We start from the raw sequence: 12,193 nt of genomic DNA on the forward strand, positions 1-12,193 counted from the left end.
ATAAAGGTTAGTTAGTTTAAGGGCGCGAAGGTACGGATTTTATTTAATCCTCACAACATTCCTTGCAGCAAGTAGTCCTTTCGTCTTCAAACTCCAAAGTGGCATGATGAATACCTGCCTCTTCAAGTGCTTCCTTTATATGCTGTTTCACTTCTTCCAACTGTGTGATATTGTCAATAACAATATGGGCAGTCAAAGCGGTTTCCGTTGTGCTTAACGCCCAGATATGCAGGTGATGGCAATTCTCCACGCCGGGTTGTTCCATGATAAGTTGCTGTATCTTTTGAGCGTCTATCTCCACCGGTACTCCATCCAACGACAACCGAAGGCTATCGTGAAGCAATCCCCAAGTAGAGACAATAATGATAACAGCAATGCCAAGTCCGATAATCGGGTCAATAATACTCCATCCTGTATAGGTGATAATAATGCCGGAAACAACTACACCGACAGACACCAATGCATCTGCTGCCATGTGCAGATAAGCTCCTTTCACATTCAGATCCTTATCTTTATCTTTCATAAAGAGCCAGGCAGTCAGTGCGTTGATGACCACTCCCACCCCGGCTGTCCATGCGATGGCAGAACCATCTACGGAAACCGGGTGGAAGAATTTATCTACACTCTCGGCAATAATAATGCCCACGGCAACCAATAATATAACTGCATTTAATAAAGAGACAAGAATCGTACTCTTCTTATATCCATACGTGTAACGGCTATTGGGATGAACTTTCTGCAACCGGAAAGCCAACATAGCAAGCACCAGACTGGCTACATCACCCAAGTTATGCCCGGCATCAGAAAGCAATCCCAGAGAATTATAATAAAACCCTACTCCGAATTCTACGATAACAAAAGCAATATTCAGAGTGATGCCTATAATAAAAGCCTTATTGAGCGATGTCAACTGATGATTATGTTCGTGATGATGAGATTCCATATTATATATTGTTATTACATCTACTACCTAAAAAACATCTTATTGGGAGATTGGTTCATCCCCATTCCACTTTCGGCAATAGTAACGGCTCCCCTCCAGAAAAAACAAGCCACCGAAATGAATGAATCATCCCGATGGCTTATCCCCTTTAAACACCTTTAAACAAAATGAAAATATGCCTCATATACTAACTAAACTAACTAACCCTCGAGGCATATTTTAAAGAGGCTGTCGCATCAACCTCTTTTTATTATAGACAGCTTTCGCTCTCTAATCTTATTTACGAGCTTCGGCAATATAACCGAGAGCTTCTTCACATTTTGCAGTTACATAAGCCCAGTCTTCTGCTGCCACTTTATCTTTCGGGAACAATTTAGAGCCCATACCTACGCAGAATACACCAGCTTTGATCCATGCAGTCAGGTTTTCTTTAGTAGGTTCTACCCCACCTGTCACCATCAGCTTAGACCATGGCATCGGAGCCATCAAGCCTTTCACGAAGTTAGTTCCGTAAACATCACCCGGGAATACTTTGCAAAGATCGCAACCTACTTCCTGCGCAAAACCTACTTCTGATACAGAACCGCATCCCGGAGTATAAGCTACCGAACGACGGTTACATACCTTAGCAATTTCAGGATTAAACAACGGACCTACTACGAAGTTAGCACCCAGCTGCAAGTACATAGCAGCAGTAGCCGGATCAACGATAGAACCGATACCGATTGCCATTTCAGGACATTCTTTTGCTGCGAACTTAACGATTTCAGCAAATACTTCCTGTGCGAAGTCACCACGGTTTGTGAATTCAAAAGCACGAACACCACCGTCATAACAAGCCTTTACTACTTTCTTTGCAACTTCTGCATCTTTGTGATAGAATACAGGAACCATTCCTGTAGAGCCGATCTTATTCAATACGGCTATTTTATCGAATTTTGCCATCTTAATTTCTTATTTTAAATGAATTGTTTTTTTCAAACTCTCAACTCTCCATTCTCAACTCTCAACTTATTTACCTCTGTACGCGACCGCTTGCGTCACCACCAGCCAATGCTTCTACTTCTTCTATAGAAACAAGGTTGAAGTCACCATTGATAGTATGTTTCAATGCAGATGCAGCAACAGCGAATTCAAGAGCAGCACCCTGATTAGGTTTAGTCATCAAACCATGGATGATACCGCCAGAGAAAGAGTCACCACCACCTACACGGTCGATAATCGGATCGATATCATAACGTTTTGAAGTATAGAATTCTTCTCCGTTGTAGATCATAGCTTTCCAACCGTTGTGAGTAGCAGAGAAAGATTCACGCAAAGTAGAAACTACATATTTGAATCCGAATTCTTTCATCATTTGCTGGAAGATACCCTTATAGCCTTCAGCATCTGTGTGGCCAGCCTCAACGTCAGCATCCGGTTTGAAGCCCAAGCAAAGTTCTGCATCTTCTTCGTTACCGATACATACGTCTACAAACTGCATCAACGGTTTCATGATAGACTGTGCTTTTTCTTTCGTCCACAGTTTCTTACGGAAGTTCAAGTCAACAGAAACAGTTACGCCGTGACGTTTTGCAGCTTCACAAGCCAGACGAGTCAACTCGGCAGCCTTGTCAGAAATAGCCGGAGTGATACCAGACCAGTGGAACCAGTCAGCACCTTCCATGATAGCATCAAAGTCGAAATCAGTAGCGTCAGCTTCAGCAATTGCAGAATGAGCACGGTCATAAATAACTTTGCTAGGACGCATAGAAGCACCTGTTTCCAAGTAGTAGATACCTACACGGTCGCCACCACGGGCAATAAAGTCTGTCTTTACGCCATATTTACGCAATGCGTTAACAGCAGACTGTCCAATTTCGTGTTTCGGTAATTTAGTTACGAAATAGGCGTCATGTCCGTAGTTGGCACAGCTCACTGCAACGTTAGCTTCTCCACCACCATATACTACATCAAAAGAGTCAGATTGAACAAAACGAGTATTACCCGGAGTTGATAATCTAAGCATGATTTCGCCTAATGTAACGACTTTCTTTCCCATAATCTTATGTTTTAAATTCTAAGTTATTAATATTATGAACTTTCAATTTATCATTCCAGCCCTATTTTAGGGGTTAATACACTGATAACATGACTATTAATCTATAAAAAGACTAACACCACATACCTTTCGTGTGCGGGCACAAAGATACAACAATTTTCGTAATTACAAAAATTGTTATATATTTGTATCGAAAATATTAAGATTATTATTGTGTGCGAGCACAAAAACCTATATAAATAAAGGTTATCGTATGAATAAATTGCCCGAAAGGATCAGAATCAAAGACATCGCCCGTCTGGCAGATGTATCAGTGGGAACAGTAGACCGCGTTATTCATGGACGTAGCGGAGTGTCGGAAGCCAGCAAGAAACGCGTAGAAGAAATTCTGAAGCAGCTTGACTACCAGCCCAACATGTACGCCAGCGCTTTGGCTTCTAATAAGAAGTATACGTTTATCTGTCTGCTGCCGGAGCATCTGGAAGGCGAATACTGGACAGCGGTAGAAACCGGTATCCACGAAGCCATTGCCACTTATTCGGATTTCAATACTTCGGTGAAAATCAACTATTACGATCCGTACGACTACCATTCATTCGAGAATGCCAGCGAAGCCATTCTGGCTTTACAGCCGGACGGAGTGATGGTAGCTCCTACCGCTCCGCAATATACGAAAGGTTTCACCGATCAGTTGCAGGCATTGGATATACCTTATATATATATAGACTCCAATATCAAAGACGTTCCTCCTCTTGCCTTCTTCGGTCAGAACTCACGCCAAAGCGGATATTTTGCTGCCAGAATGATGATGTTACTGGCACGGGATGAAAAGGAAATCGTTATTTTCCGCAAAATACATGAAGGAATTGTGGGTTCTAACCAGCAAGAGAACAGAGAAATCGGTTTCAGGCAGTACATGAAAGAACATCATCCGTCTTGTACTATACTGGAGCTCGACTTGCATGCCGAACGCAACGACGAAGACAATGAGATGCTGGATGAATTCTTCCGTACCTACCCGACAGTGAAGAACGGAATCACATTCAACTCTAAAGCCTATATCGTCGGCGAATACCTGCAAAGTCGCGGAAAGAAAGATTTCAATCTGATAGGTTATGACCTTCTGGAACGGAATGTCACCTGCCTGAAAGAAGGAAGCATCTCTTTCCTCATTGCCCAGCAACCGGAACTGCAAGGCGCCAATGGCATCAAAGCTCTTTGCGATCACCTTATTTTCAAGAAAGAAGTGACCTGCATCAACTATATGCCCATCGACTTGTTAACGGTAGAAACAATAGACTATTACCATAGCAAATAACAACAAAGTACAACTTTACAAGTACATTACATGGAAACAAAGTATTTAAGAATTAATCCTGCCGACAACGTTGCCGTTGCCATTGTTAACCTCCCGGCAGGAGAGCATCTTTCTGTAGATGGCATTGAAATTACATTGAACGAAGACATTCCTGCCGGACATAAATTCGCATTGAAGAATTTTGCTGAAGGCGAAAATGTAATCAAGTACGGTTATCCTATCGGACATGCACGAATGGCAAAGAAACAGGGTGACTGGATGAACGAAACGAACATCAAAACCAACCTCGCCGGATTGTTGGATTACACTTACAACCCGATTCAGGTTTCTTTGGATATTCCTCATAAAGATCTTACATTCAAAGGTTATCGTCGCAAAAACGGTGATGTAGGGGTAAGAAACGAAATATGGATTATCCCGACAGTAGGTTGCGTAAACGGTATCATCGGTCAACTGGCTGAAGGACTGCGTCGCGAAACCGAAGGTAAGGGAGTGGATGCCATTGTCGCTTTCCCACACAACTACGGTTGCTCACAACTTGGTGACGACCACGAAAATACGAAAAAGATTCTTCGTGACATGGTGCTTCACCCCAATGCAGGCGCTGTATTGGTAGTAGGCTTGGGATGCGAAAATAACCAGCCGGACGTGTTCCGTGAGTTTCTGGGCGAGTTTGATGAAGACCGCGTGAAGTTCATGGTTACTCAAAAGGTAGGTGACGAGTATGAAGAAGGAATGGAAATCCTGCGTGATTTATATGCAAAGGCTTCTAAAGACGAACGCACCGATGTTCCTTTGTCCGAACTGCGTGTGGGATTGAAATGCGGTGGTTCCGATGGTTTCTCCGGCATTACAGCAAACCCGCTATTGGGTATGTTCTCCGATTTCCTGATTGCACAGGGAGGTACAAGCGTATTGACCGAAGTACCGGAAATGTTCGGTGCAGAAACCATCCTAATGAACCGTTGCAAAAACGAGGAACTGTTTGAACAGACCGTCCATCTGATTAATGACTTCAAAGAATACTTCCTGTCACACGGAGAGCCTGTCGGTGAAAATCCTTCTCCGGGAAACAAAGCCGGCGGTATCTCCACCCTGGAAGAAAAAGCACTGGGATGTACCCAGAAGTGCGGAAAGAGCTATGTATCCGGCGTGATGCCTTACGGCGAACGTTTACAGAAAAAAGGTCTTAATCTGCTTTCTGCTCCGGGCAATGATCTGGTTGCAGCCACCACCCTTGCTGCAAGCGGATGTCACATGGTACTTTTCACCACCGGACGTGGTACTCCTTTCGGTACTTTTGTTCCAACCATGAAGATTTCCACCAACTCGACGCTGGCTAAAAACAAACCGGGATGGATTGACTTCAACGCTGGTGTGATTGTAGAAAACGAACCGATGGAAAAGACTTGCGAACGTTTCATTGATTATATTATCAAAGTAGCAAGCGGTGAATTCGTAAACAACGAAAAGAAAGGCTATCGCGAAATTGCTATCTTTAAAACAGGCGTAACCTTGTAAATTATTTTTTTGATACAGTAACTTATACGAAGTTAAAAGACATATCGTTAACACCATAGAATTGCTATCCCCTACTCAACAAGAAGTTGAACGGGACAGCAATTCTTTTTTGTATAATACCATATCAAAGCCTCATCATACCATTGAACTCTTTATTATCAAAATATTCAAGCAAAAAGTTTGTTCATCTGAAATCTTTTATTTTACTTTGCAGCACAAAGTACTTTTTATATGAATAAAGATAAAGCATTAGAATCGGTAAATGAGATAAAAGAGTTGATGGAAAAGTCCTCAAAGTTTATCTCTCTAAGTGGTCTCGCTGCAATCATGGCGGGCATTTACGCATTAGTTGGCGCATATATCGCCACACAAGTTATTACACCGGGCACTCATTTAATTGTTGCCCTTGAATTGATGGCTATAATAGCCTCGCTCGTATTGGTAGCTGCTGCGGTCACTGCTTGCATCCTGTCCTATTACAAATCCAAGAAGACAGGGCAAAAATTTTTCAGCCGCCTCACTTACCGGGCATTGTGGAATTTCTCTCTTCCGATGCTGACCGGAGGTGTTTTATGTATTTCCATCCTTATGCACGAGTATTATGACATCCTGGCTTCGGTCATGCTTCTATTTTATGGGCTGGCACTGGTCAACGTTTCCAAGTTTACTTATTCCAGCATCATATGGTTAGGTTATGCTTTCATCTGTTTGGGCGTCGTAGACTGTTTTTGGGAAGGTCATTCATTATTGTTTTGGACCATCGGTTTCGGCGGTTTCCATATCCTCTATGGTATATTGTTCTATTTACACTACGAAAGAAAGAGATCATAAATGATAGAAGCATTCCAATATATTAATAAAGCATTCGAAAGCAAGGTCCGACTGGGCATCATGGCTATTCTGATGGTAAATGAGGAAGCTGATTTCAATTTTCTGAAAGAGCAGCTCTCTCTGACCGACGGCAATCTTGCCAGCCATACCCGTGCCCTGGAAGAACTGGGATATATCGTATGCAACAAAAGTTTTGTCGGACGAAAACCACGGACTGTTTTTCAGGCAACCCCGCAAGGCAGAGAAGCTTTCAAATCGCATATTGAAGCCTTAGAGAAATTTCTAAAATCAAAATAAATAATTCATCAAAACACTACTGGCTTATGGACGCTTTCAATGAAAATTTAAATGAGCAACAGGCGCAGCAACCTATGGGATGCCTCCACCGTTTCTCCAAAACAATCAAGGTTGTCATCATCGGATTATTAATCCTTCTCCTGATGATACCCATGTTTATGATTGAGAATCTTATTTCCGAACGGGGACGAACCCAAGAAGAAGCTATCGACGAGGTAAGCGAAAAATGGAGTCTTGCACAGACCATCACTGGCCCTTATCTGAATCTCCAGTATCCGGTTGTCACTGAAAACAACGGTGAGAAGAAGGTTTCCATCAAAGACCTGATACTTTTTCCTGACGAGCTTATGGTCAACGGACAACTGAAGACCGAAATCCTGAAAAGAAGTATCTATGAGGTCAATGTATATCAATCGGAACTGACATTGAAAGGGTCATTCAGTTCGGAAGAATTGAAAAAGAGCAGAATAGACATGGACCAGTTGCAGTTTGACAGGGCGGCTATTTGCTTGAACCTAACCGATATGCGGGGTATCAGCGAACAAATCAGCATCACCTTGGGAGATTCTGTTTATATATTCGAGCCGGGTATGGACAACAGAGGAATAGCTAACACCGGAGTTCATGCGATCGCTAATTTGTCGGAGTTGAAGCAGAACAAAAAACTGCCATACGAAATAAAAATCAAACTGAAAGGTTCACAGTCACTCAACTTTATCCCGTTGGGTAAAACAACCCGTGTAGACCTGAAAGCCAACTGGAATACACCGAGCTTCACCGGGAACTATCTGCCTAACAACCGGAATATTACGGAGAAGGAATTTTCCGCACAATGGCAAGTCTTAAACTTGAACCGAAATTACTCGCAGGTGATGGCTGACTACAACACCTCGAACATCAAGGATATTGAAAACTCCAGTTTTGGTGTAAACTTCAAAATTCCGGTGGAACAGTACCAGCAGTCCATGCGCTCCGCAAAGTATGCCATTCTGATTATCCTACTGACTTTCGGAGTTATCTTCTTCACTGAAATCATGAACAAGACCCGCATTCATGCCTTGCAGTATTTATTGGTAGGACTGGCACTCTGCCTATTCTACAGCCTGCTCCTCTCCTTCTCTGAACACATCGGTTTCACCCCTGCCTATTTGTTATCTTCTGCACTGACTATTATACTGGTAGGCGGATACATGTTCGGAATCACCAAGAAAAAGAAACCGTCATTAATCATGTCCGGACTATTAGGTATACTTTATCTTTATATATTTGTTCTTATTCAGCTAGAAACTTTTGCGTTACTGGCAGGCAGCTTGGGATTATTTATTATCCTTGCAATGGTAATGTATTTTTCAAAGAAGATAGATTGGTTTAATGAATAAACCATTGGGGGAAATTCACATCCTGATCCAAAAGGAGAATCAGACGATGATGATCGCTTCCTTTCTATCCATATTACTACAAGGGGAAACGAAAGCTAAGATTAATTACGGTGCCTGATAATAACCATAATGGAACTGAAATACTTAACAAATGGCTTTTTTCTTGTATTTTTTAATAAGCAATTCACCCTTCACCTTGCTCCGATACTTTTTATTCATCGGAGATACAGGGTGAAGGGCTAACTCTTCACCTACCCTTCCACCAGGATCAATATTTCATTAGCTATAAGCATAATTCTTTTTGCTATAATGATATTTGATTTTGCTATAAGCTAATGAAAAGATGCTAATAGATTATTTTTTTCTTCTCAATGTTTATTTCAAATCATTACAGTGATTATTTCAATTTCATCATCTTTTTATAATGCTCTGAATAACCCATTTCTAGAAAAACCATTTTTAGCCCATCCATAAATATATTGTAATCAAAATCTTTAAAGTCATTAATATTTTGACCAAGAGAATGAGACTCTCTATTAATATAACGTTGGAAAGCTTGATATTTGGGTTGCTTGAATTTATCTTGAATAAAGACATTATTCAAATCCCTCTTTTCTACAAAATTGAAGAAATATTCTATAATATTCCTCATGCAATTGGCAATCAAGGCAGGATGCGTATCAGGATCTTTGATAGTCATCCAATATGTATGATAATCACTTTGAATATGTTCATAATGCATAGTCTCAATTTTACTACCTGCCACAGATTTAGAAACCCTGAATAAAGATTGGTACGCATGACGTTGTGGTTCACGCATATCCGTCATCTCATAGAAAAAATAAAGACTATGAGTTAGAATAAAAACCTGTTCAAACTTACGCTTCATTAAGAAGCCAGTTTCCTGCGTGCTATCCTTAATAAGTTCAGGATAAAAAACGTTTTTCAACAATCTACCGATGTTGAACACATACATAGTGGACAAGCTTGAAACAGGATCATCAATAACAATAATACGCTTCTTCTGCGTCTTACTCCTATCCAGTATTCCCTGACATGTTTCCACAAAATACAAAACACTGATAATAGTTCTTTCCCCTTCACTTAACGTCTTGAATACAGAACTTCCATCTTCTCCTCTCACAATACGATACAAGCCCTCTTCTCTGCATTTTGTGATTTTAAAGTCTATTATTCCCATGTCAACCAACATAGTATTTATATGGTTAATGGACTCCTCTATATTTACAATGCTTTGCTGTTCTGCTTCTATAATCGCCTTTTGTTCATCTATCAAACTTTGAACATGTTGTTTTGCAGTTTCGCATGCTCGTATTTTATTTTCAGTAGAAGCCTTTTGATTATTATAGTCAGTAACAGATTGATCATAATCATAACGCAGTCTATTCCAGAATTTTTTCTTTATAATAGCAAGTTCACCATCAATACCTACCACTTTTTTATTGAATTCTACAATAATAGCATTAGCTTGCTGTACAATACTATTAACAACACCTAATTTGGTTGAAGTATTTTCTAATTCAACTATTTGACTTGGGGTTTGATACTTCTTACGTATTTCAATCAGATTAGAGTTTACCGCTTCTTTATATGCTCTAAAGGCCAATGCAAAGGTCTGCTCTAACTCATGGATAATTGGAATATTAGTAAAAGCATCAATATCTGGAATTAAATCAATAGAGTCTTTGTATGTCTTTCCCTTACTCTCTATATCTGCTACTGCTTTTTCATAATCTTCATTAAAATATGACCTTAGTTCCGCTATTATATCATCGTCAAGATATGGCCTCTGACAAAATGGACAAATATCTTTTGTATCAAAACTTAAGCCAACCTTTACCCAATCCGAATTATGAAGACTATCTATCAATTTAGCAACACGACTATTAGCATTTCCAGTTATAACCTCTTTAAATAAAGAATCTATTTCAATGTCTCCTGCAGAAAATGTGATTTCCTGAATAAGTGGGATTTGAGTCCCTTTAGCTTCATTCAGTCGTTGTATTTCTTCTTTCAATTGATCAATAGAATCAACAAGCTTATTAGATGGTTTTGCCAACCCAACAATATGATTCAGCAATAATTCTTTACTGCTTTTCAAACCTGTAAAACAATACTCCAGAACTCTATCGCCACCAGTGTATTGTGTTTTAATTTGCCAGAAACGATTAGCAAATATTGATTTTGTTGAAGTCCAAGCTTCTAATTCTTTTTCTTGTAGTAATTCTTGTTTTTGAAAATCTCTGTTTGCAACTTGCAATGCAGCATTAGCAGCATCAATTCTTTTTCTAGCTCCTGCATTCTCCTTTGATAAAGAGAAAATACCTTTTTGAGTATCGGAACTATAGAACACATCATTCACGTAGTTCTCATTATAAACGAGAATTTCTTCTGTATCTTCATCTAACAATGGCGAAATAGAACATTCTGCATATTCATTATCAGTTCTCTTTCTAAGGAATTCTGACAATGTACTTTTGCCGGAGCCATTAAGTCCATAGATCAAGTTTATATTCTTGTCAGTTTCAAAAACAGCCATATTCTTATAACTGGCGGGACCTTTTATCGAAATTTTATTAATCATACCTTTGAAATTTTGTCGTTATCAGTACTACATCCATTAATTACCTTCATAAATTCATAACCATCCATCATGTCAAGTTCTTTATCAACTATTCTCATTCCACCAATACCTATTGCAATCCTCAATGCGTCATTTGGGTGTTTCATTACATATTCAATAACTAATCTGCCCCAAGAACCATCACAATCAGCAGCTGTCTTTTCTAAAAAAACATTTTACTCCTATAGACAACTCGACAAGAGCCTCTTTCGATAATGAAGTCGAAACAACTATATAAGCCGAAATTGCAGCATATATACTCATATCTCAAACTATTTACTTTTAAAAGTAAGCTTATATACTTACTTCTACCAATAGTAAGTTTAAAAATACGAATAGTATTTCGTCCACACAAATTTCACATAAAGAAACTTACTATTTTAATATAACTCGCCATTGTCAAAACAAAACTGAAGTACAAGAAATCCGAATAAAAGGCGGGCGAAATACAAACCCTTCACCCGCTATCACCGATGAATAAGAGTTTTTAAAGAAAAAGTGAAGCCTTGGAAAATAAGTCAAACTTCCTATGTATAATGCACTTTAAAGCTATGCTTTAGCATCCTTAAAGCATAGCTTTGGCAGTCATAAAGCATAGCTTTTTAGCTCATAAAGATTAGATAATATAACCGAATATTTATCCCTCCATCCAAACGATTGGATACCCCAACTCTCTTTTGATTGCTTCCATTTCTGCACTGTGCCACATTTCATGTTTAAAGCTCCACGACAATGCTTCATATTTAGTTTCTGCAACAGGATGTTTAAACGGGAGAGGCTGCAAGCACTCTGCCAAAACATCATCATTCAGAGTTTCCAGATTCTCAATACAGATTTGATGAATTATTTCCGTTTGTTCTCTCAATTCAGCAACTGGAATCAAGCCCTCTTCTATGGAACGATGCAATGTTCCCATACCATTGAATATTATATTCTATTATATTTTTGGATAGGCACTAACCGCCCCACCTTTTCGTTTACCCCGGTAACAGCTGTCAGTGTATGAAAATTCTGTGAAACAAGCAAATGTCCCACTTGCCAAATAAAGTTAGAATCTGTTCCTTCAGGAATAACATACCACAAATCTTCCGGCAATTCAGACATCAAACAATTCACAAATGTGCGAGCTTCTATAATCTGCTCCTTTAAAAAGTCAATTTTACTCATAACTATATGTTTTTTAATTATACATATAGTTAGTGGAAAAGCAAATGAGCTT

Annotated in this window: 11 protein-coding genes and 1 pseudogene; 6 read left to right on the forward strand and 6 right to left on the reverse strand. The window is 39.6% G+C overall.

Features of this window, described 5'->3' with window-relative positions:
• Positions 1–43 precede the first annotated feature (43 nt).
• From INE92_RS09095 to INE92_RS09105, 3 genes are all read right to left on the reverse strand, one after another.
• Positions 44–943 carry a cation diffusion facilitator family transporter gene (locus tag INE92_RS09095; protein ID WP_015530937.1) on the reverse strand — a complete coding sequence of 300 codons (900 nt, stop codon included), beginning with the start codon at positions 941–943 and terminating at the stop codon, positions 44–46.
• Between the two features lie 276 nt (positions 944–1,219).
• Positions 1,220–1,888, reverse strand: a complete 669-nt coding sequence (locus INE92_RS09100; RefSeq protein WP_004300153.1) for a bifunctional 4-hydroxy-2-oxoglutarate aldolase/2-dehydro-3-deoxy-phosphogluconate aldolase — start codon at positions 1,886–1,888, stop codon at positions 1,220–1,222.
• Between the two features lie 70 nt (positions 1,889–1,958).
• Positions 1,959–2,984 carry a sugar kinase gene (locus tag INE92_RS09105; protein WP_015530936.1) on the reverse strand — a complete coding sequence of 342 codons (1,026 nt, stop codon included), beginning with the start codon at positions 2,982–2,984 and terminating at the stop codon, positions 1,959–1,961.
• A 253-nt stretch (positions 2,985–3,237) separates the two neighbouring features.
• On the opposite strand from INE92_RS09105, the gene INE92_RS09110 reads away from it, so the two are divergent.
• The 6 genes from INE92_RS09110 to INE92_RS27090 all read left to right on the forward strand — a co-directional run bounded on the left by INE92_RS09110 (position 3,238) and on the right by INE92_RS27090 (position 8,448).
• Entirely contained in the window at positions 3,238–4,302 is a 1,065-nt protein-coding gene (locus INE92_RS09110) for a LacI family DNA-binding transcriptional regulator (protein ID WP_004303832.1), read from the forward strand.
• Positions 4,303–4,332: 30 nt separating this feature from the next.
• Complete coding sequence (locus tag INE92_RS09115) at positions 4,333–5,823, forward strand: UxaA family hydrolase (RefSeq protein WP_004303833.1); 1,491 nt, start codon at positions 4,333–4,335, stop codon at positions 5,821–5,823.
• Between the two features lie 231 nt (positions 5,824–6,054).
• Complete coding sequence (locus tag INE92_RS09120; RefSeq protein ID WP_004313178.1) at positions 6,055–6,654, forward strand: hypothetical protein; 600 nt, start codon at positions 6,055–6,057, stop codon at positions 6,652–6,654.
• Positions 6,655–6,951 (forward strand): winged helix-turn-helix domain-containing protein, encoded by a 297-nt coding sequence (locus INE92_RS09125; protein WP_004313179.1) that lies wholly within the window; start codon positions 6,655–6,657, stop codon positions 6,949–6,951.
• A gap of 26 nt (positions 6,952–6,977) precedes the next feature.
• A complete protein-coding gene (gene creD / locus INE92_RS09130; RefSeq protein ID WP_195436624.1) occupies positions 6,978–8,330 on the forward strand; it encodes a cell envelope integrity protein CreD in 1,353 nt (450 codons plus the stop codon).
• Positions 8,323–8,448, forward strand: coding sequence for a hypothetical protein (locus tag INE92_RS27090; protein WP_008019746.1), 126 nt, complete (start codon positions 8,323–8,325; stop codon positions 8,446–8,448). Before creD ends, INE92_RS27090 begins: the two co-directional genes overlap by 8 nt.
• A gap of 279 nt (positions 8,449–8,727) precedes the next feature.
• Here INE92_RS27090 and INE92_RS09135 read toward each other — a convergent pair whose 3' ends face one another.
• From INE92_RS09135 to INE92_RS09145, 3 genes and pseudogenes are all read right to left on the reverse strand, one after another.
• On the reverse strand, positions 8,728–10,935 hold the full coding sequence (locus INE92_RS09135; RefSeq protein WP_015530934.1) for an AAA family ATPase: 2,208 nt from the start codon (positions 10,933–10,935) through the stop codon (positions 8,728–8,730).
• Positions 10,932–11,081, reverse strand: a complete 150-nt coding sequence (locus tag INE92_RS09140; protein WP_008770608.1) for a hypothetical protein — start codon at positions 11,079–11,081, stop codon at positions 10,932–10,934. The genes INE92_RS09135 and INE92_RS09140 overlap by 4 nt, the downstream gene beginning before the upstream one ends.
• A 530-nt stretch (positions 11,082–11,611) precedes the next feature.
• Positions 11,612–12,141: pseudogene (locus INE92_RS09145) on the reverse strand (DinB family protein).
• Positions 12,142–12,193: the final 52 nt, after the last annotated feature.

This window comes from Bacteroides xylanisolvens (assembly GCF_018289135.1).
Classification (GTDB): Bacteria; Bacteroidota; Bacteroidia; order Bacteroidales; family Bacteroidaceae; genus Bacteroides; species Bacteroides xylanisolvens.

What these genes read in the sequence shown, in the direction of transcription:
- INE92_RS09095 (WP_015530937.1), bottom strand. Translation starts at nt 943, where the DNA reads ATGGAATCTCATCATCACGAACATAATCATCAGTTGACATCGCTCAAT.
- INE92_RS09100 (WP_004300153.1), bottom strand. Translation starts at nt 1,888, where the DNA reads ATGGCAAAATTCGATAAAATAGCCGTATTGAATAAGATCGGCTCTACA.
- INE92_RS09105 (WP_015530936.1), bottom strand. Translation starts at nt 2,984, where the DNA reads ATGGGAAAGAAAGTCGTTACATTAGGCGAAATCATGCTTAGATTATCA.
- INE92_RS09110 (WP_004303832.1), top strand. Translation starts at nt 3,238, where the DNA reads ATGAATAAATTGCCCGAAAGGATCAGAATCAAAGACATCGCCCGTCTG.
- INE92_RS09115 (WP_004303833.1), top strand. Translation starts at nt 4,333, where the DNA reads ATGGAAACAAAGTATTTAAGAATTAATCCTGCCGACAACGTTGCCGTT.
- INE92_RS09120 (WP_004313178.1), top strand. Translation starts at nt 6,055, where the DNA reads ATGAATAAAGATAAAGCATTAGAATCGGTAAATGAGATAAAAGAGTTG.
- INE92_RS09125 (WP_004313179.1), top strand. Translation starts at nt 6,655, where the DNA reads ATGATAGAAGCATTCCAATATATTAATAAAGCATTCGAAAGCAAGGTC.
- creD (WP_195436624.1), top strand. Translation starts at nt 6,978, where the DNA reads ATGGACGCTTTCAATGAAAATTTAAATGAGCAACAGGCGCAGCAACCT.
- INE92_RS27090 (WP_008019746.1), top strand. Translation starts at nt 8,323, where the DNA reads ATGAATAAACCATTGGGGGAAATTCACATCCTGATCCAAAAGGAGAAT.
- INE92_RS09135 (WP_015530934.1), bottom strand. Translation starts at nt 10,935, where the DNA reads ATGATTAATAAAATTTCGATAAAAGGTCCCGCCAGTTATAAGAATATG.
- INE92_RS09140 (WP_008770608.1), bottom strand. Translation starts at nt 11,081, where the DNA reads ATGAAACACCCAAATGACGCATTGAGGATTGCAATAGGTATTGGTGGA.